This is a genomic window from Streptomyces albiaxialis (genome assembly GCF_039530985.1).
Taxonomy (GTDB): Bacteria; Actinomycetota; Actinomycetes; order Streptomycetales; family Streptomycetaceae; genus Streptomyces; species Streptomyces albiaxialis.
On record NZ_BAAAPE010000016.1, the window covers coordinates 331,497 to 350,735 of the forward strand.

Consider the following 19,239-nt stretch of genomic DNA (forward strand, 5'->3'; position numbering starts at 1 on the left):
ACCATGGAACGCCGGGGCGTTCGCCACTGTCCAAGATCGGTTTGCAGCGCCTCCGATAAGCGGCGCCTATCAGTCGCGCGGCACACCAGAGTCCTCGCCCGTGTCCGTGGCGACCGCGACGAACGCCGCCGCGGCCGGACTCAGGCGGTGGCGCTGCCAGACGAGCCCCACGTCGAGGGTGTGCTCGACGGCGAGCCGCCGGACGCGCAGCCCGACCGCGTCGGCGAGAGGCCGCCAGGAGTCGGCGACGACGGCCGCTCCGACGCCCTCCAGGACGAGCGGGAGCAGGCCCTCGCGGTGCTCGATCTCCACCGCGATACGGCAGTCGGTCGCGGCGACGATCGCGTCCGCGACCCGGCGCATCCCGGTGCCGGGCTGCCCCGCGACGAGCCGGAGCCCGGACAGCTCCTCCACGGCGAGGGGCCCGTCGCCGGGCGGCAGCGGGACGTCGTCGCGGGCCACGAGCACGAACGACTGCGTCTCGACCGGCACATGGCGGAGGTCCGCGTGGGCCTCGTGCGCGCCGGAGGAGGCGACGACGCCGATCTCGGCGACGCCCCGGCGCAGCGCCTCGCGGACGTCGTCGGGCCGCGCCGCGGCCACCACCGACACCTGGACGAGGGGGTGGGCGCGGGCGTAGGCGGCGATGAGGCCGGTGAGCGGGCTGACGACCTGGGACGGCATGGCGGCCAGGCGCAGCCGCCCGCCCCGCAGGCCGTCCACGGCCGCGACGGTCTCCCGCGCGACGTCCAGGGAGCGGACGACCTCGCGGGCCGGTGCGACCAGGGCCGCGCCGGAGGGGCTCAGCACCAGGCCGCGGCCCTGACGCAGGAACAGGCGGGTCCCGAGACCGGCTTCGAGGCGGCGGATGGACTGGGTCACCGAGGGCTGTGCGACGAAGAGATGCTCGGCCGCGCGGTGCACGCTGCCGTGGTCCACGACCGCGAGGAAGTAGCGCAACTGCCGTACGTCCAAGGCGCTCACCGTCCTATTGATAGGGCGGACGTTATCAGTCGGGCTGCAAATGAGTCTTGGACGGTAAGTGGTGACCGTCGTCACGATGTACGGCAATCCACGCGCCTCGCGCCGAGCGGAGAGTCCCGTGCCTGTGCCTGACGAAGTCCTGCTGCTGTGCAACACGGCGATAGCCATCACCGGCATCGTCGTCACGATCACCTGGCTGAAGTTCCCCCCGGCGTTCGCGCTGCTCTTCGGCACCCTCTATCTCGGGCTCACCACCGAGGTCGGCGCGAAGGACACCCCGAAGGCGGTCGCGGACGGATTCGCCGACGTCATGGGGGACATCGGCATCCTGGTGGCGTTCGGCGTCGTCCTGGGCGCGCTGCTGACGGTCACGGACACGATGCGCCGGCTGGTCGAGGCGATGCTCAAGCTCTTCGGCGACCGCGCCGTTCCGTACGTTTTCGCCGCCGCCCTGAGTTCGCTGTTCACCTCGATCTACTCGGACGTGCTGCTCGTGCTCTCGGCGCCGCTCGCGCGGCGGTTGGGGCCGCGGCTGGGCGCGAGGGGCCGCGCGCTGATGGGAGGCGCGCTGACGGCGGGCATCGAGGTGGGGCTGGTGTTCGTCGCGCCGGGCGTCGCCGCGGTCGCCATCGCGGGCATCCTGGACGTCCCGCTGGGCCAGATGTTCGCGGTCGGCCTCGCGGTGGGCCTGCCCACGGCGCTGCTGACCATGCTGGCCTACGCCGCGCTGCTCCGCTTCCTGAAGTGGGACCCCGAAGTGGACGAGGCGGACGGGACCGAAGCGCCCGACCCGGCCGAGGCCCCCGAAGCGCCCGGGGCCCCCGACCCGGCCGAAGCCCCCGAGGACCGCCCGGGGAACGGAGAGCGGGACCGCCCGGAGCTTCCCCTGCTCCTCGCCGTCGCCCCGGTGCTGCTGACGCTGCTGCTCATCGCGGGCGGCGCGCTCGCTGACGCGATGTCCGTCGACTCCGCCGCGCTCGTCTTCCTCACCGACCCGGTCGTCGCCCTCCTCCTGGGCGCCACCTCGGCCTACGCGCTGGCCCGCCGCGTACGTGACCGGGACGAGATAGGCGGGGCGATCGGCGCGGCGCTGAGCCAGTGCGGGCCCATCCTCGTCCTCAGCGGCATCAGCGGTTCGCTCGGGTTCGTCATCAAGGGCTCCGGCATGGCCGACACCCTCGGCGACGCGTTCTCCTCCGGCTTCCTGCCGCCCCTGCTGCTGGTCTGGATCGTGGCGGCGGTGCTGCACATCGCCCTCGGTTCGATCTCCGTCGCGGGCATCACCGCCGCGGGCATCCTGGCACCGATCGCGGGCAGCCTCGACGCGCCGCCCGTCCTGGTGGCCCTCGCGGCCGGCTCGGGTGCCCTCTTCCTGCCCCACGTGTCCAGCAACTTCTTCTGGATGTTCCAGTCGCTGCTCGGCCTCTCCACCCGCGGCACGCTCAAGACCCACACCCTGCCGATGACCCTGGCCTCGGTCATCTCCCTGCCGCTCATCCTCACGGTGTCGCTGTTCACCTGAGGGGCCCCGCCGACCGGTACGCCGGCGGGGCCACGCGGTCACGGCTCTACGGCAGGCCCCGGTCGAGGGCGTTGAAGAGGGAGCTGTTCGCCGTGTCGCCGGACATTTCCCAGATCATGGCGCCCAGCAGGCCCTTGGACTTGATGTACTCGGCCTTCTTGCCGATCGACCAGGTGTCGTCGAAGGACCACCACTGGCCGCCCGCGCCGGTGTAGCCGTACGTGGAGACGGACTGTTCGTCGTGGTGGACGGTCAGGTTGGGGAGGCTGGCGACGAGGTTGTCGTAGCCCCGGGTTCCGGCCTCCTCCTGGAACTGGCCGGGCGCGGCCCCGTTGGCGCTCTGGTACTCGCCCTTCGCGCCGCCCTCCGCGACCTGCTGCCAGCCGCGCCCGTAGAACGGGAAGCCGACGGTCAGCTTGCGCGGGCTCACCCCGGCGTCGAGGTAGTGCTGGACGGCGCCGTCGACGCTGAAGTCGTTCTCGTACGGGGACTGGGCGTCGGGGTAGAGGTTGGCCTGGTGGCCGGTGCGGTCGGGCTCCCAGGAGTTGTCGCTGCCGGAGCCGTGGAAGTCGTAGCCCTGGACGTTGGCGAAGTCCATGTGCTTGAAGATCTCCTTGAGGTCCCAGCCCGCGTCGACCTTCTTCGGGTCGGCGGGGGTGAAGGCCGACAGGAGCTTGTGGCCGTCGCCCAGCGCGTCGAGCTGCCTGCGGAACTCGGCGATCAGCGCGGTGTTGTTGGCCTTGTCCTCGGGGCTCCAGTGGTTGCCGGGGTGGCCGTCGGGGGAGCCGGGCCACTCCCAGTCGAGGTCGAAGCCGTCGAAGATCCCGGCCGCGACGCCGTCGCCGCCCGCCCCGTTGTAGGCGGGGAGGTTGCCCTTGATGTACATGTCGATGCAGGACTTCACGAACTTCTGCCGCGCGGCGTCCGTCTTCGCGACGTCGGAGAAGTACTTCGAGTACGTCCAGCCGCCCAGCGAGACCAGCACCTTCAGGTGGGGGTGCTTGGCCTTGAGCTTCTTGAGCTGGTTGAAGTTGCCGCGCAGCTTGCCCCAGCCGTCGTCGGCCACGCCGTCCACGGACTGCGCGGCGGAGAAGGCCCGCCCGTAGTCGGCCTCCGCGTCCCCGGCCCCGTCGCCCTGGTTGGGGTCCTGCGGGTCCTGGGAGGTGCCCTTGGTGACGCCGTTGAGGCAGGTGAGGTTCTTGGGGTCGATGTTGGCGAAGGCGTAGTTGACCACGTCGAGCTTGGCGGCGGCGCCCGAGGTGTCGAGGTCCTTCACGAAGTACTGGCGGCCGTAGATGCCCCACTGCACGAAGTAGCCGACCTTGGCGTGGCCGCCGTCGCCGACGGCCTCCTTGGTGGTGACCTTCAGGGCGGCGCTCGCGGGAGAGGCGTTGTCGGCGGCGTCCCGCGCCTTCACGGTGAACGCGTACTCCGTGGCGGGCGTCAGCCCCGGCACCGTCGTGGCCAGCGTGTCGGCGGGCAGGCTCTCCACCAGGTCCCCGTCCCGGTACACGTCGTACGCGGCCACGCGCTTGTCGTCGGTCGCCGGGTCCCAGGTGAGGGCGACGGTGCTGGAGGTGACCTCGCCCGCCTTGAGGTTGCGGGGCGCGGTCGGCGGCACGGTGTCGGTCGCCGGATCGACGGTCTTCGCGGTGACGGGCGCGCTGGCGGGCCCGTCGTTGCCCCGGGTGTCCTTGGCGCGCACCGTGAACTCGTACGAGGTCGCGGGCGTCAGGTCGCGCACGGTGGCCCTCGGCGTCGCGCCGGCCGCCACGACCGTGTCGCCGCGCAGCACCTCGTAGGAGGAGACGGGGAAGTCGCCCTGCACGGCGGGCGTCCACTCCAGGCTGACGGTGCGGGCGGTGGTGTCGGCGACCTTGAGGCCGGTCGGCGCCCGGGGCGGGACGGCCGGACTGCCGTCGCACTTCTCGCCGTTGATCAGGCACCCCGTGGGCGCGGTCATGGGCCCGCTGCCCTGGAACGTGTAGCTGTACGGCTCGGTGTCGCGGCCCGCGGGGACGCGGGCGTTGTAGTACGCGGGGGTCACGGTCACGTGGCGGCCCTGGACCTGGGCCGTGCCGTGGGTGTGGCCGCTGATGCCGACGCCGTCGGGGAGGTCGAACTCCAGCGACCAGTTGTCGACGGCCGCGTCGCCGTTGTTCTTGACGACGAACTTGCCGGTCCAGGACGAGCCGCTGCCGGACGTGCTGAAGGCGGCGGTCAGGGAACCGGCCGCGCGGGCGGGCGCGGTGCCGAGCGCGGTCAGCCCGGCGACGGCCAGCGCGAGCACGGTCAGGACGACGACGAGGCGCCGCCCGGGGCGTAAGAAGGGCTCGGGCCCTGATCCGGATCTGGGGGGTCTCGGTGCGGACATGGCTCTCCTCGGAGTGCGGTCCAATTGGTGCAGACCTTTCCCAGGGAACTGCCGCGGCCGGACATGTCAACGCATCGCGCGAGCGGAGCGGACCGTACCAATCCGGCTCCCCGGGGACGTCCTCCACGCTCCCGGGCCCGTACAGGACTGGACCAACTCGCTGAATTTTACCCTAACTTGACCCGGAGCCCCGTCGCGAAGGCGGCGACGAGACCAGCGCCCACGCCGAGAGCGCGCCCCAGCCCACCGAGACCGCCACGGCCCCCGCGCGCCGCCCGCGTCCCGGCAGCGTCGCGCCCAGCAGCGCCGCGTCGCCGAAGTCCGCCGCCATCCGCACCCACGCCGCGGTCCGCAGCGCGTCCCCGTCCGGCGCCGTCAGCAGCGCGAGGCCACTGGCCACGTCCCGCCAGGCCAGCGGGCGCAGCGAGGTCCGCGTCCCGGCGTCGTCCGGCAGCCCCGAGGGCCGCGCCAGCCACCCGGGCCGGGCCGTCACGACCGCCCCGTACACCGCCGTCGCCGCGCCGACGGCCCGCAGCACACCCACTCGCACGGCCCACTCCTCGCTCTCGCCCGCACACCCGTTCCGCCGACCAGCATCGCACCGCGGAGTGGCCCCGCCCCGCGTCGGCCGCGACGTGCGAGTCTGCGACGGCGCACCACGTACCGAGCGGAGGGCACATGACCGAGGAACACGGCGACGGCCGTACGGCGGAGGAGCGCCCCCTCTGCCTCGTGACCGGCGCCACCGGCTACATCGGAGGGCGCCTGGTTCCCGAACTCCTGGACGCCGGATTCCGGGTACGGTGCCTCGCCCGCTCCCAGGAGAAGCTGCGCGACCACGACTGGGCGGACCGGGCCGAGGCCGCGCGCGGCGACGTGACGGACCGGGACTCCGTCCGCGCGGCACTGCGCGGCGCGGACGTCGCCTTCTACCTGGTCCACGCCCTCGGCTCGGGCCCGGACTTCGAACGCACCGACCGGGAGGCCGCGCGCACCTTCGCCGAGGAGGCCGGGAAGGCGGGCGTACGGCGGATCGTCTACCTCGGCGGCCTGACCCCCTCCGGCGTGCCCGTCCGGGACCTCTCGCCGCACCTGCGCTCCCGGGCCGAGGTCGGCGAGGTCTTCCTGGCCGGGCCGGTCCCCGCCGCGGTCCTGCGCGCCGCCGTCGTCATCGGCTCCGGCTCCGCGTCCTTCGAGATGCTGCGGTACCTCACCGAGCGGCTGCCCGTCATGGTCACCCCGAGCTGGGTCGGCACCCGCGTCCAGCCCATCGCCGTCCGCGACGTGCTGCGCTGCCTGGTGGGCGCGGCGCGGATGCCGGACGACGTGAACCGCGCGTTCGACATCGGCGGCCCGGACGTCCTCACGTACGAGGGCATGATGCACCGTTACGCGCGCGTCGCGCGGCTGCCGAAGCGACTCGTGCTGCGCGTGCCGATGCTGACGCCGGGCCTCTCCAGCCTGTGGATCGGCCTGGTCACACCCGTACCGCGCGGCCTGGCCCGGCCGCTCGCGGAGTCCCTGCGCCACGAGGTGGTGTGCCGGGAGCACGACATCGCGCGGTACGTGCCCGACGGGCCGGGCGCGCCCCTCGGCTTCGACGAGGCGCTGCGGCTCGCGCTCCGCCGTATCGGCGAGGCCGACGTCGCGACCCGCTGGTCCTCCGCCGCCACGCCGGGCGCCCCCAGCGACCCGCTGCCCACCGACCCGGACTGGTCCGGGGGCAGCCTGCGCACCGACGTGCGCACGCGGGCGGTGGACGCCCCGCCCGAGGAGCTGTGGCGGGTGATCGAGGGCATCGGGGGCGAGCACGGCTGGTACTCGTTCCCGCTGGCCTGGGCCGTACGCGGCTGGATCGATCTGCTCGCGGGCGGCGTCGGGCCCCGCCGCGGACGCCGCGACGCGGAGCGGCTGCGCGTGGGCGACGCGCTCGACTTCTGGCGGGTGGAGGAGATCGAGCCGGGCCGGATGCTGCGGCTGCGCGCCGAGATGCGGCTGCCGGGCCCCGCCTGGCTGGAGATGCGCGCGGAACCGGACGGCGAGGGGCGCTCCCGCTACCACCAGCGCGCCCTCTTCCACCCGCACGGCCTGGCCGGACACCTGTACTGGGCGGCCGTCTCCCCGTTCCACGCCGTGGTCTTCGGCGGCATGTCCCGCAACATCGCGCGCACGGCCGAACGGGCCGCCGCCCGCCCCGACACCTGAGGAACCGCATGCGTACCGCCGTCGTTCTCTTCACCTCCGACCTGCGGGTGCACGACCATCCGCCGCTCCGCTCCGCGCTGGCCTCGTGCGAGCGGGTCGTGCCCCTCTTCGTGCGGGACCGGCGCGTGGCGGAAGCCGGGTTCGACGCGCCGAACCGGGTCGCGTTCCTCGCGGACTGCCTGGCCGATCTCGACGCGGAGCTGCGCGCCCGGGGCGGCCGGCTGATCGTCCGCTCCGGCGAGGCCGCGGACGCGGTCGCCGAGGTGGTACGGGAGACCGGGGCGGTCGAGGTGCACCTGGCGGCCGGGGTCAGCGGCTACGCGCAGGCCCGCGAGCGGCGGATCCGCGCGGCCGTCGGACGGCTCGGAGGCGTCCTGCGCGTGCACGACGCCGTGGTCACCGTCGTGCCGCCCGGCGCGGTCGTGCCGAGCGGGAAGGGCGCCGACCACTTCGCCGTGTTCACCCCGTACGCGCGCCGGTGGGCGGGGGAGGGCACCCGCGACCCGCTCGCGGCGCCGCGCGCCGTACGCGTTCCCGACGGCGTCCGCACGGAGAGCCTCCCCGCGCGCGAGGACGTGGACGGGGTCTCTCCCGGGCTCGCCCGGGGCGGCGAGACCGAGGGCCGCAGGAGGCTCACCGCCTGGCTGCGCGGCCCCGTGCGCGCGTACGCGCGACGCCACGACGATCTCGCCGGGGACGCGACCTCCCGGCTCTCCCCGCACCTGCACTTCGGCACGCTCTCGCCCACCGAAATCGTGCGCCGGGCGCGCGAGAAGGGCGGCGAGGGCGCCGAGGCCTTCGTGCGCCAGGTCTGCTGGCGCGACTTCCACCACCAGGTCCTCGCCGCGCGCCCCGACGCCGCCACCGAGGACTACCGGCCGCGCGACGACGCCTGGCGTACGGACGGCGACGAGGCAGAGGCGTGGCGGCGGGGGCGCACCGGCTACCCCGTCGTCGACGCCGCCATGCGCCAGCTCCGCCACGAGGGCTGGACGCACAACAGGGGCAGGCTCCTCGCCGCGAGCTTCCTCACCAAGACCCTCTACGTGGACTGGCGGACCGGCGCCCGGCACTACCTCGCCCTGCTCGTCGACGGCGACGTGGCCGACAACCAGCTCAACTGGCAGTGGGTGGCGGGCACGGGCACCGACACCCGCCCCAACCGCGTCCTCAACCCCGTGCGCCAGGGCCGCCGTTACGACCCCGACGGCGCATACGTACGGCGCTGGGTGCCCGAACTCGCCGGGATCCGGGGCCCGGCCGTGCACGAGCCCTGGAAGCTCCCCGCGCGCGAACGCGCCGCGTGCGGCTACCCCGAGCCGGTCGTCGCCCTCGCCGACGGGCTCGCCCGCTTCCAGAGCGCCCGCGGCCTGGACGTCACTCGCAGGTCATGACCACGCTCGCACGGAAGACGTGGCCGAAGACCGGGTCGTCGAAGACCTCGAAGATCTGCGGCTGTTCGGCGAGCTCGCAGTCGGACCTGCCGTCGCCGCTCGCGGAGTTGCGCGCGTCGTCGATCGCGCCCTGCACCGCGACATCGGCCGTCGGGCCGCGTCCGGCACCGCAGTACTGGGCGGAGCCGCTCGCCAGCACGGGCGAGGCGATGCCCAGCAGCGCGGTGACCGTCGCGGCCAGGAAGAGGCCACGGCGGGCCCGTCGGGTCGTCCATCCGGATGGTCGCCGCTTCATCGCGATCACCTGCCCTTCCCGGTCGGTCCGTTCGATGTCGGTCCTCTTACTCCTCTACACGGACGGCGGGGCGCGCGCGTTCAGCGTCCGAACGGGCGATCCGGGCTCTTTCCAGCCACTGCCGCCCCTTGTGTTGTCTCCTGCCCGAGGCGCGGTCATGCTGACGCGACATGGCATCCCGTGCGGTGAACATCGCGGTGGTGGCGGGGCTCCTCTGCGCGGCCTCCGCCGCGTGCGGCGGATCGGACGACGGCTCGGCGGGTGACGGGAAGAGGGACGGCTTGACGATCGCCGTGCGCGACGACCTCCCCGGCATCGGGCTCAGAACGCCGGACGGGCGGTACCGCGGATTCGACATCGACGTCGCCACGTACCTCGCGAAGCGGCTCGGCGTGGCCGCCGACGACATCGAGTGGAAGCCGACCGTGCCCGCCGAGCGCGAGAACGTGCTCACGCGGGGCGACGCCGACCTCGTGATCGCCACGTACTCGATCACGCCCGAGCGCAAGCGGAAGGTCGACTTCGTCGGCCCGTACTTCCTCGCGCACCAGGATCTGCTCGTCCGCGCCGGGGACGGCTCGATCGACTCGGCGGAGGATCTCAACGACAAGAAGCTGTGCTCGGTGACCGGCTCGACCTCCGCGCAGAACGTCAAGAACACGCTGGCGCCCGAGGCCGACCTCCAGGAGTTCAGCTCGCCCTCGGAGTGCCTGACCGGCCTGGAGAACAAGGCCGTCGACGCGCTGACCAACGACGACGCGATCCTCGCCGGGTTCGCCGCCCGGAAGGAGAGCCGCGGCAAGTTCCGGCTCACGGGCCTCGGGCTCAGCGACGAGAAGTACGGCGTCGGCGTGGCGAAGGGCCAGGAAGAGCTGCGCGCCGACGTCACCCGGGCGCTGCGGAAGATGGTCGCCGACGGCACCTGGAAGAGGTCCGTGCGCGAGCACTTCGGCGGCGCCGGGTACGAGGCGGAGGCGGCGCCGAAGCTCACCGAGACCGGCACGGGCGGCTGAGGGGGAGGACGCGCGGTCCATGCCCGGATTCCTCGACCCCGAACGGTACGACCTGCTCGCCGCGTTCGGCGTGACCGTGCGCCTCGCGCTCTGGTCGGCGGCCGGCGCGCTCGTCTGGGGCACCGTCCTCGCGGCGCTGCGCGTGAGCCCCGTCCCGCTGATGCGGACCTTCGGCACGGTGTACGTGAACGTCGTCCGGAACATCCCGCTCGCCGTCATCATCGTCGGGATGTCGCTGGGCCTGCACCAGACGATGGGCGTCGCGCTGGGCGGCGGCACGGCGAAGGACACCGGCTTCCGGCTCGCGGCCCTCGGACTCGCGGGCTACACCGCCACGTTCGTCTGCGAGTCGCTGCGCTCCGGCATCAACAGCGTCCCGGTCGGCCAGGCCGAGGCCGCCCGCGCCCTGGGGCTCGGCTTCCGCCAGGTGCTGACGCTCGTCGTGCTGCCGCAGGCGTTCCGCACGGTCGTGACGCCGCTGGCGACCGTACTGATGTCGCTGACCAAGAACACCACGGTGGCCTCCACGATCGGCGTCGCGGAGGCGTCGCTGCTGATGAAGGAGATGATCGAGAACGAGAGCGACGCGATCTTCGCGGTGTTCGCCGTCTTCGCCCTCGGCTTCGTCTGCCTCACCCTCCCCACCGCGCTCGTGCTCGGCCGGGTCAGCCGCCGCGTGGCGGTGCGCCGGTGAGTGCCCCGTACGGCGGCCCGCCCGTCCTGTACGACGAGCCGGGTCCGCGCGCCCGGCGCCGCCACCGGCTGGCGGGCCTCGCGTTCCTCGCCGTCCTCGCGCTCGCGGCGTGGTGGGTGCTGGAGACGATGGGGGAGCGGCACCAGCTCGACGCGGAGAAGTGGCGCCCGTTCGTCGAGGACGCGCGGGTGTGGACCGCGTTCCTGCTGCCCGGGCTGCGCACCACCGTCGAGGCCGCCGCGCTCGCGACGGTCCTCGCGCTGCCGCTCGGCGCGCTGCTGGGCGTCGCCCTGCTCGCGGAGCGCCGCTGGATCAGGGCCCCGACGGCCGCGCTCGTCGACCTCGGCCGCGCCGTGCCCGTACTGATGCTGATGCTGCTGTGCAACGAGGCGTACGCGCAGCTCCGCGACATCGACCCGGACTCCCGTCCGCTCTACGCCGTCGTGACGGGACTGGTGATCTTCAACGGGGCCGTCGTCGCCGAGATCTTCCGCGCGGGCGTCCTCGCCCTGCCCTCCGGCCAGCGCGACGCGGCCCGCGCGGTCGGCATGCGCGGGACGCAGACGATGGCGTACGTGCTGCTGCCGCAGGCGGTCACCGCGATGCTCCCGGCGCTCACCAGCCAGATGGTGGTGATCGTCAAGGACACGGCGCTCGGCGGCGAGATGCTGGCCTTCGGTGAACTCCTGCACCAGGTCCGGCTGATCTCCGCCAACTACGGCGCGAACACCATCGCCTGCCTCACCGTCGTCGCTCTCCTCTTCGTCGCCCTCAATCTCCTCCTGACGACCCTCGCCGCCAGGATCGAGTCCCGCGCCCGCCACGGAAGGAAGTCCACGGGCGCGGTCGTCACCCGTACTCCGGATCAGACGTGACGGCCTGTCAGCCGACGGGGCTGCCCTTCTTCACCCCGACGACCCGCACAGCCTGGTAGTACGTCCAGGCAAGGCTGTTGCAGGACGCCTTGGGGACGCCGCTGTAGCGGTTGCAGACGCGCTTGAGGTCCTCGTAGAAGGCGCTGTCGAGGCGGGCCTTGTTCGCGTCGAACGTGCCCATCTTCTTGTAGTTGCGGTAGCCGAAGTCGTGCCGGATGCAACTGTTCTCGAAGGGGAAGCCGAAGGGGTTGTCCGGCGAGGAGGAGCACTTGTCGGTGCTCCAGTCGAAGTTGTACGCACCGTACTGGCCCTGGTTCGCGCGAGCCGTGAGGAACGCGTTCTGGCTGGAGGCGCTGGTCTGCGTCCAGCTCGACAGGAGCTGCGGCTTGTCGGCCGGGTCGGCGGCGGCCGGCGACGCGGAGCCGACGAGGGTGAACAGGGCGGCGGACGTCACGGCGAGGCCGACGGTGACTCTGCCGCCGGTCGTGCTGCTGGCGCTGCTCACTCTGCTGGCGCTGCTGACTCTGCTACGGGGCATTCAGGACCTCCGGGAGGGGACCGGCGTCGGCCGGTCGGCACATGGGCATGTCAGGCGACACTGCTGTTACCTACCCGCTGTGACAGGGGACTTGAACGCGGTTCCCCCCTAAGAGCCCCCTATCGGCCCCCTGTCGGATCGCCGCCGCCGCGCTGCTGCGCCGCGCGCGTTCCGCCGAGGTCCTCGTGGACCTGCGCGGGGTGACGTTCCTGGACGCCAGCGGCCTGCGGCTGCTGCTCCGCGTGAAAGAGCTGGTCGCCGAGTACGGCGGCACGCTGCGCCTCCTGCGGGGCAGCGCCAAGGTCTGGCGGGTGCTGTGCCTGGCCCGCCTCGACCACGTCTTCACGGTCGTCGACGACTGGCCCGTACGTTCCGCGGCGGGGGCGGCGGAACGGACGTCCCGGCGCGCGGACGAACCGGAGGAAGCGGAGTCGGCCGTACCGGACGGGCCGCCGCCCGCGAGGGCCGCGCTCGACCAGGGGGAGTGCCGCGACCTCCTCGCCGCCGTCCCCTTCGCGCGCCTGGCCGTCGTCCACCACGGCGTGCCCCTCGTCGAACTCGTCGGCCTCCTCCACCTGGACGGCGAGCCCGTCGTGCTGCTCCCCGAGGCGGGCGAGATCGCCGTCGCCCTGAGCACGGCGATCTCGCCCCGGCGCCTCGTCGTCCTCCAGGCCGACGACCTGGCCGACGCGGACCGCCGTACGCCGTACGTCCGCACGGTCACCGTCGTCGCCCGGCCGCGGTGGGTCGTCGGGCCCGCGCGGCTGCGCGCGTGCGCGCGGGCGGCGGTGGCGCGGGGGCAGGAGCCGGACCCCGGCACCGCGTACCTGGCCCTGGCCCAGCCCTCGGTGAGGGGGCTGCGCCTGCCGTGACGACCGCGCACCGCCTCTGCCCTTCTGGGGACTTCGAGCACCAACTTGGCCGGGATGTCCGCCTCGTGGAACACCGTGACCGGCTCGCCCTCCCGGACCCGCACGGGCCTGCGCCTGCTGCCCGCCGGGAGGCGTGACGGAACCGGTCGGGCCCGCCGTGCGCGGCGGTTCGCCTGTCGGCGCGGCGCTGGCGCCCGTGGCCAGTGAGGTGACGAGCACTCCCGCGGTCATCAGGACCGTGGCGGTGGTTCGTGCTAATGAGCGCATGACGTTTCTCCCCCGTCGATTGCCGAGCTTCATCGGCGACCGAGCATTCCAGGGTCGGGGCAGGGGATTGAAGGGCTGGGCGATGCGATCGGTGAGCTGATCGATAACCGATCGTCTATGGGGCGGCGGGGGAGACGGGCGTCAGGCCAGGCCTGCCTCGATGGCGCGGCGGATGGCGTCGGCGCGGTCGCGGATGTCGGCCTTGGCGAAGAGGTTGTTGATGTGGGTCTTGACCGTGGCCTCGCTGATGAAGAGCTTCTCGGCGATGCCGCGGTTGGGCAGCCCCTGGCCGATGAGGGTGAGCACTTCGCGTTCGCGGGGGGTGAGGTCGTCCGGCAGCGGCCGGGAGCGGGGCTGTCCCGGGCCGGAGTCCTGGCCGGGGGCCGGGTCCGGGCCCGGGTTCGGCGTCCGCGTCCTGACGGTGGCGAGCAGCCGGTCCTGGACCGTGCGGTCGAGGACGGACTGTCCGGCTGCGGCGGTGCGGATGGCCCGCACGATGTCCTGGCGTCCGGCGTTCTTCGTCAGATAGCCGCGGGCCCCCGCGCTCAGCGCGCCCAGGATCGAGTCGTCGTCGGCGAACGTGGTCAGCACGACGACCGCCACCTCCGGGTGCTCCTCGCTCAGCCGGCGGGTGGCCTCGATGCCGTCCAGCACGGGCATGCGCAGGTCCATCAGCACCACATCGACGGGCCCGGCGGCCACGGTCTCCAGCACCTCGTTCCCGTCGGCGGCAGCGGCGACGACGTCGATGTCCTCGGCCAGCCCCAGCACCGTGGCGAGCGGCTCGCGGACCGCCGCCTGGTCGTCCGCGACGATCACGCGCAGCGGTCGTTTCTCGTTGCTTCCGTTCATCCCGTTCATCCCGTTCATCCCGGGATCACCGCCTCCACCAGCCAGCCGCCCTGGTCCGGCCCCTCGGTGACCGGTCCGGCGGTGACGGTTCCGTTGAGCAGGGCGACGCGTTCGCGCATTCCGATCAGCCCCATTCCACTGCCGGTGCCCGCGCTCACCGGACGGGTGGCGGGGCGGTTACGGACCCTCAGCGTGGTCGACGCGGCGGCGAACTCCAGTTCCACCCGCACCTGACCCCCGGGAGCGTACCGGGCGGCGTTGGTCAGCGCCTCCTGGGCGATCCGCAGCAGGCCCTGCGTCACCTGGACCGGCACCTCACGGACGGTTCCGGTGACGGTGAGCGCGTCGCGGTGCCCGGAGGATTCGAGCATCGAGGCGAGGCTCTCCCGCAGCGGCAGCGCGTCCTCGCGCAGCGCGTGCACGGTCCACTGCGCCTGCTTCAGGCTCTCCTTGACGAGGCCGTGCGCCTTCGCGTTGGCCTCCCGTACGCGCTCCAGGTCGCCGGTGTCGAGCAGCGCGTCGGCCAGCTCCAACTGCATGTTGATCCCGGCCAGCGAGTGCGCCAGCACGTCGTGCACGTCCCGCGCGATACGTCCGCGCTCGGCCAGCACGGCGCTGGTCGCCTCGGCGCGGGCGGCGCGCTCGCCCGCCTCGGCCGCCTCGATCGCCGACTGGACGGCCTCGCGCTGGCTGCGGTTGACGATCCCGGCCAGGACCGGGATGCCGGTGACGAACCCGACGACCGGGGGCAGCGAGTGGTGACCGGGCCCGAGGTGGAAGTACAGGACGCCGCCGCACAGCAAACTGCAGAGCCCCGCGAGGGTGACGGCGGACCGGGTGTCGAGGCGGTATCCGAGGTGACCGGCGAGGAAGAAGGCGAACAGATAGCCCGTCCCGCTGCGGCTGGTCCCGATCAGGGCCGCCGCCGCGACGATGCCCACCGTCAGCCAGACAAGGGCGAGCCGCCGGGGAATCCGGTGCACGGGCAGCCCCCGGGCCAGCAGCGCCACGGAGTTGACCACGTACAGGAGAGCGACGGCGAGCCCCTGGCCGCTGAGGCCCATGGGCCGGATCGTCAGGGCGCCGATGACGATGACCGCCGCCGTGAGCACCCACTGCACCCGGGGGTCCTGCCCCGTGACGTGCTGCCGCGAGGGGCTCGGGGACGCGGGCGCTGACACGGGCCGAACGTATCGCATGACCAGGTCGTACGGTCGGCGACGAGCACGGGGCGGCTCGGACGGCTCGGGCGGTACGCCGCCGGGCTCGCGGCGAGGGGGCCGGCCCGGGTTCGGGACGTCGGCGCTTCCCCGTGCCGCCTCTCCGCCGTCTCGTCCCGCGCTCATCGCGATTCCCGCGATGCGTGGAGCCACTCGTCGATCCCGTCCAGCGCGGCCGTCTTCAGGGGGGCGGGCGCGGCGGAGTCCTCGATCGAGACGGCGGCCATCGCCGCCAGCCGCTCGTCGCTCAGGCCGAGGACGGTGCGGGCTTGCTCGTACTCGCGGAGCAGGTCGGTGTCGAACAGCAGCGAGTCGTCCGCGTTGAGCGAGCACCGGGCCCCCGCGTCGAGCAACGCGGGCAGCGGGTTCGCCGCGATCGGCTCGTAGACGCCGAGCAGGGCGTTGCTCGTGAGGCAGACGTCCAGCGTCGTGCCCCGGGCGGCGAGTTCCTCGACGAGCGCGGGGTCGTCGATGCCGCGTACGCCGTGCATCACCCGGTCGGCGCCGAGCACGTCCAGCGCCTCGCGCACCGACTCCGGGCCCGCGATCTCACCGGCGTGCGGGACGGACAGCAGACCGGCGTGGCGAGCGATCTCGAAGGGGCGCCCGAACCAGGCCGCCGGAGCGGCCGCCTCGTCCCCGTCGAGGCCGAACCCCACCACGCCCCGGCCCGCGAACTCCGCGGCGACCTCGGCCACCGCCGTCGCGTCCTCGACGCCGAGCCCGCGGTTGGCCGCGGCGATCAGCCCGAAACCGACACCCGACCGCTCCGCGGCGTCGCGACCGGCGTCCAGGACGGTGGCGACCGCCGACGCGTAGTCGCCCAACCGGCCCTGGAACAACCCCGGCCAGACGGAGAGTTCGAGCCACACCGCACCCGCGTCCCGGGCGTCCTCGACGATCTCGTGGACCGCTCGCCGGACGTCCTCCTCGTCGCGCAGGCACGCCGCGGCGGCCGTGATCGTCTCCATGAAGTGCGCGAACGAGCCGTAACCGCTCGGCCACGGGACCTGACGGCCCTCCTCGGCGGCGATCTCCTCGACGGTCGACCGACGCAGCGAGCCGTCGAGGTGGAGGTGCAGATGGGCCTTGGGCAAGTCCACCAGTGAACGGGCACCTGCCGGGTTGGTCGCGGTCACGCCCTCACCGTATACGGCCCTCGGAGCGGTGCTCCTGGCCGCCTTCACGCGGTCGCCCGCACGGTCGCCCCGGTGACGGCCCGGCTCCGGCTGCGGGCGTAGATCGTGGCCAGCCGCGTGACGACCTCGGTGAGCGCCATCAGCACGAACGCCGCCACCCACGCCTGGTCGCTGGTGATGTGGTGCGTCATGCTGAACCGGGCCACGTCGTCGGCGCCGCCCCAGTGCTCCGTCCAGAGCTGGAACGCCATCCGCGCGCTCATGCCCAGCACCCACAGGGTCGCCGACACCGCGCCGGCCTTGATCAGGAGGTGCCTGTCGACGGCGCGTATCCGGGTGTAGATCCCGCCCAGGATCCCGAGCGCGGCTCCCACGCCGACCAGGGCCCCGATCAGGACGAGGTCGTTCCCGCCGGTGGGGATGGTGCTGAGGTAGGAGTGGGCCACGTAGGCCACGATCCCCAGCGGGATCAGGAACGTCTTGTGGTCGAGCCGGCCTTCCCGGAGCTGCCGGAAGACGATGAGGAGGAGGGCGATGTCGGTGATCCACTCAGTCGTTGTCATGCCGTACAGACTGCTGCGATCAGGGGCGTGACACCTGGACCCACGGGTGGAACCGGGGGTGGAGATCGCCCGCCCCTCCGGCTCCACCCGGTGGCATGAGCGGGTCTACGAGTCCCGGGAACGGGTCGGCGCCGGGGCCGGGCGGCAGAGGGCGTGGTCGACCAGCGCGCGGGTGGCCTTGTTGAGGCGGACCTGGTCGGGGACGCCGCCGTCGCTCGTGACGGAGACGGTCACCGCGCGGCGCCCGTCGGCGGTGACGCCCGTGCGGGTGTACGAGCCGAGGCCGTCGCCCTCGTGGTGCCAGTAGCGGCCCCCGCAGGAGAGCGGGGTCTCGCGGATGCCGAGCCCGTAGCCGCCGTGCGGCCAGGCGGCGAGGTCGTCGGGGTCGCCGGTGCGGGGGACCGTCCGCCGCATCTCGTCCAGTTGGGCCTCCGGCAGCAGCTCGCCCGCCATCAGCGCGCGGAAGAAGGTGCCCAGGTCGCGGGTGGAGCTGATCACGGCCGAGTCGGCGGTGTGCTGGAGGCTGTGCTCGGTCACGTCCATCGGCTTGCCGTCCGGGCCCGGCACCGTGACGCGCGCGTGCGGGCCGGGCAGGAACGGGTTGGCCCCGCCCACCGAGGTCTGCCGCAGCCCGAGCGGGGCGATCACGCGGTGCTCGACCTGCTCCCGCCAGGGGAGTCCGCCCGCCTTCTCGGCGATCATCTGGAGCAGCAGGTAGTTGGTGTTCGAGTACGCCCAGCGGGTCTTCCCCGGGCGGGGGACGAACTCCGGGGCGTGGCGCATCGCGAGGGCCACGTACGCGCGGGCGGGCGTCGTGTCGTACCGGTGCGCCTCGAAGTCCCGCAGCGCGGCGGCCACTTCGGGGTCCTCCGTGTAGTCGAAGAGCCCGCTCGTCTGCCGGAGCAGGTCGCGGACCGTGATCCTGGAGCCGTCGTTCCCGTTGCCGGAGACGACGCCGGGCAGCCACTTCTCCACGGTGTCGTCCAGGGACAGCCTCTTCTCGGCGGCCAATTGGAGCGCGACGACGGCGGTGAACGTCTTCGTCGTGCTGGCCGCGCGGAACCGCGCCTCCCACGGCACCTTCGCCCCCGCCCCCGCACGCGCCCGCGCGGAACGGCCCCCGCCGGACGTCTCCGCGAGCACCTTCACCTCCCCGCCGCCCGCCTTCCGTACGGCCGCGACGTCCGCACGCAGCGTGTCCGTACCCTTCGCCCCCGCCGCCCCGGCGTACGGCGCCCCGGTGAACCCGGTCACCCCCGCCAGTACCGCCGTCGACGCCACCGCCGCCACCGCACGCCGCCCGAAGTCCCGCATCCCTCGTCCCCTGTCTCCTGTCGAGAGCCCGCTCGTCCTCCCTGCCCACCAGCCAACCAGCGCCCCACGGCCCCCACGAGGGGAGGATCACCCGGGTTCGCGGGGGAGTTATGTCCACCCCGGCGCGAGACCGTCCGTACGAGCAGGAGTACGGCCACCGCGAACCACGCCGTCGTCGCGCACCAGGCCAGGTCCGAGGCCCAGGGGCGGAGGAGCGGCAGGTCGCGTGTTGTGGCGAGGCGGGTGGTTGCCGTGGCGTACATGCCGAGGGGGAAGACCATGCTCCACAGCGCCGGTTCGTACCGCACCGGGACGCGGTGGCGCAGGTGGCGCCACGCGCCCGCGGCGGTCAGCGGGGGGATCAGGAGCGTCGCCCAGCCCCACAGGGCGAGGAGCGCGGCCGTCGTCGCCGGGCCCTCCGGGATCCCGCATCCGGCGAGCAGGGAGATGGCGGCGGCGCCCATGAGGATCCAGTACGAGGGGGCCAGTTCGGCCGGTCCGGGCGGGTGGAGGACGAGGCGGCGCACGACGCAGCACAGCGTCACCGCGTACAGGCAGACGCCCGCGAGCCAGCACGCGAGCGCGACCGCACGGGCGGTGGGCCCGTGTGCGAGGGACGTGAGCGTGACCACGAGGGACTGCAGCCCTACGGTCGCCAGGAACCAGGTGCCGTCCGCGTGTCGCGTCGCCGCCGCGCCGTGCGTGCGCAGCAGCCGTACGCCCGCGAGCGCGAGCGCGGCCCACAGCGCGGCGGCGGGCGCCGGCGCCGCCGCCGCGAGGGGGCGCAAGGGCCCGGTGGCGAGGCGGGACGCGAGGACGCCCGTCGCGGCGACGAGGGTGAACGCGCCGAAGAAGCGGGCCGGTTCGCGCAGATCGGCCGCGAGCCGGTCCCGGTGGCGTACGGCGCGCGCCACGGTGGCCGTCAGCAGCACGAGGTGCAGGGCGAGTGCGGCGGCCAGCAGGGCGTCCGCCGCGTGACGCGCCCCCGTGGCCTGGTCCAGTGCCCGCGACACGATGCCGGTGGCCATGACGGGTGCGAAGCAGGCGGGAGCGAGGTCCCGGATGCCGCCGTTCCTCGTCTCGTCCTCCACCTCTGTGCCGGTCAGGGGGTGCCCCTT

At 73.5% G+C, this 19,239-nt stretch carries 18 protein-coding genes; 7 read left to right on the plus strand and 11 right to left on the minus strand.

Annotation, left to right across the window (positions count from 1 at the left end; translation table 11 throughout):
• Positions 1-69: 69 nt before the first annotated feature.
• The gene (locus ABD343_RS33060) at positions 70-984 is read right to left on the minus strand and encodes a LysR family transcriptional regulator (protein ID WP_344533582.1); all 915 of its coding nucleotides are present in this window, start codon (positions 982-984) and stop codon (positions 70-72) included.
• A 118-nt stretch (positions 985-1,102) separates the two neighbouring features.
• Between ABD343_RS33060 and ABD343_RS33065 the strand changes: the two genes are divergently transcribed.
• A complete protein-coding gene (locus ABD343_RS33065) occupies positions 1,103-2,506 on the plus strand; it encodes a GntP family permease (protein ID WP_344533583.1) in 1,404 nt (467 codons plus the stop codon).
• 46 nt (positions 2,507-2,552) lie between these two features.
• Here ABD343_RS33065 and ABD343_RS33070 read toward each other — a convergent pair whose 3' ends face one another.
• The gene (locus tag ABD343_RS33070; protein WP_344533584.1) at positions 2,553-4,880 is read right to left on the minus strand and encodes a glycosyl hydrolase family 18 protein; all 2,328 of its coding nucleotides are present in this window, start codon (positions 4,878-4,880) and stop codon (positions 2,553-2,555) included.
• A 172-nt stretch (positions 4,881-5,052) separates the two neighbouring features.
• Positions 5,053-5,430, minus strand: a complete 378-nt coding sequence (locus ABD343_RS33075; RefSeq protein WP_344533586.1) for a hypothetical protein — start codon at positions 5,428-5,430, stop codon at positions 5,053-5,055.
• A 128-nt stretch (positions 5,431-5,558) separates the two neighbouring features.
• On the opposite strand from ABD343_RS33075, the gene ABD343_RS33080 reads away from it, so the two are divergent.
• Both ABD343_RS33080 and ABD343_RS33085 read left to right on the plus strand, forming a co-directional pair.
• Entirely contained in the window at positions 5,559-7,085 is a 1,527-nt protein-coding gene (locus tag ABD343_RS33080) for an SDR family oxidoreductase (protein ID WP_344533588.1), read from the plus strand.
• An 8-nt stretch (positions 7,086-7,093) separates the two neighbouring features.
• Positions 7,094-8,479, plus strand: coding sequence for a cryptochrome/photolyase family protein (locus tag ABD343_RS33085; protein ID WP_344533589.1), 1,386 nt, complete (start codon positions 7,094-7,096; stop codon positions 8,477-8,479).
• On the opposite strand, the gene ABD343_RS33090 is transcribed toward ABD343_RS33085, so the two are convergent.
• Complete coding sequence (locus tag ABD343_RS33090; RefSeq protein WP_344533590.1) at positions 8,463-8,774, minus strand: hypothetical protein; 312 nt, start codon at positions 8,772-8,774, stop codon at positions 8,463-8,465. The two genes, ABD343_RS33085 and ABD343_RS33090, sit on opposite strands and share 17 nt — an antisense overlap.
• Positions 8,775-8,944: 170 nt before the next feature.
• Between ABD343_RS33090 and ABD343_RS33095 the strand changes: the two genes are divergently transcribed.
• Genes ABD343_RS33095 through ABD343_RS33105 form a run of 3 tightly spaced genes read left to right on the plus strand, consistent with a single transcriptional unit; the run spans position 8,945 to position 11,356 of the window.
• A complete protein-coding gene (locus ABD343_RS33095; RefSeq protein ID WP_344533591.1) occupies positions 8,945-9,787 on the plus strand; it encodes a glutamate ABC transporter substrate-binding protein in 843 nt (280 codons plus the stop codon).
• A gap of 19 nt (positions 9,788-9,806) precedes the next feature.
• Positions 9,807-10,481, plus strand: a complete 675-nt coding sequence (locus ABD343_RS33100; RefSeq protein ID WP_344533593.1) for an amino acid ABC transporter permease — start codon at positions 9,807-9,809, stop codon at positions 10,479-10,481.
• Positions 10,478-11,356, plus strand: coding sequence for an ABC transporter permease subunit (locus tag ABD343_RS33105; protein ID WP_344533595.1), 879 nt, complete (start codon positions 10,478-10,480; stop codon positions 11,354-11,356). Before ABD343_RS33100 ends, ABD343_RS33105 begins: the two co-directional genes overlap by 4 nt.
• A 7-nt stretch (positions 11,357-11,363) precedes the next feature.
• Here the strand turns inward: ABD343_RS33105 and ABD343_RS33110 are convergent, their stop codons facing one another.
• Positions 11,364-11,810, minus strand: a complete 447-nt coding sequence (locus ABD343_RS33110) for a phospholipase (RefSeq protein ID WP_344533878.1) — start codon at positions 11,808-11,810, stop codon at positions 11,364-11,366.
• A 221-nt stretch (positions 11,811-12,031) separates the two neighbouring features.
• On the opposite strand from ABD343_RS33110, the gene ABD343_RS33115 reads away from it, so the two are divergent.
• Positions 12,032-12,766 carry an STAS domain-containing protein gene (locus tag ABD343_RS33115; RefSeq protein WP_344533880.1) on the plus strand — a complete coding sequence of 245 codons (735 nt, stop codon included), beginning with the start codon at positions 12,032-12,034 and terminating at the stop codon, positions 12,764-12,766.
• 408 nt (positions 12,767-13,174) lie between these two features.
• On the opposite strand, the gene ABD343_RS33120 is transcribed toward ABD343_RS33115, so the two are convergent.
• The 6 genes from ABD343_RS33120 to ABD343_RS33145 all read right to left on the minus strand — a co-directional run bounded on the left by ABD343_RS33120 (position 13,175) and on the right by ABD343_RS33145 (position 19,212).
• A complete protein-coding gene (locus ABD343_RS33120) occupies positions 13,175-13,885 on the minus strand; it encodes a response regulator transcription factor (protein WP_344533597.1) in 711 nt (236 codons plus the stop codon).
• Positions 13,886-13,899: 14 nt separating this feature from the next.
• On the minus strand, positions 13,900-15,084 hold the full coding sequence (locus ABD343_RS33125; RefSeq protein ID WP_344533599.1) for a sensor histidine kinase: 1,185 nt from the start codon (positions 15,082-15,084) through the stop codon (positions 13,900-13,902).
• A gap of 143 nt (positions 15,085-15,227) precedes the next feature.
• A complete protein-coding gene (add, locus tag ABD343_RS33130; protein WP_344533600.1) occupies positions 15,228-16,244 on the minus strand; it encodes an adenosine deaminase in 1,017 nt (338 codons plus the stop codon).
• 44 nt (positions 16,245-16,288) lie between these two features.
• Positions 16,289-16,807: a hypothetical protein gene (locus tag ABD343_RS33135; RefSeq protein WP_344533601.1), complete on the minus strand. Its 519-nt coding sequence runs from the start codon at positions 16,805-16,807 to the stop codon at positions 16,289-16,291.
• Between the two features lie 105 nt (positions 16,808-16,912).
• Entirely contained in the window at positions 16,913-18,088 is a 1,176-nt protein-coding gene (locus ABD343_RS33140; protein ID WP_344533602.1) for a serine hydrolase domain-containing protein, read from the minus strand.
• A complete protein-coding gene (locus tag ABD343_RS33145) occupies positions 18,058-19,212 on the minus strand; it encodes a tellurite resistance/C4-dicarboxylate transporter family protein (protein WP_344533603.1) in 1,155 nt (384 codons plus the stop codon). Before ABD343_RS33145 ends, ABD343_RS33140 begins: the two co-directional genes overlap by 31 nt.
• Positions 19,213-19,239: the final 27 nt, after the last annotated feature.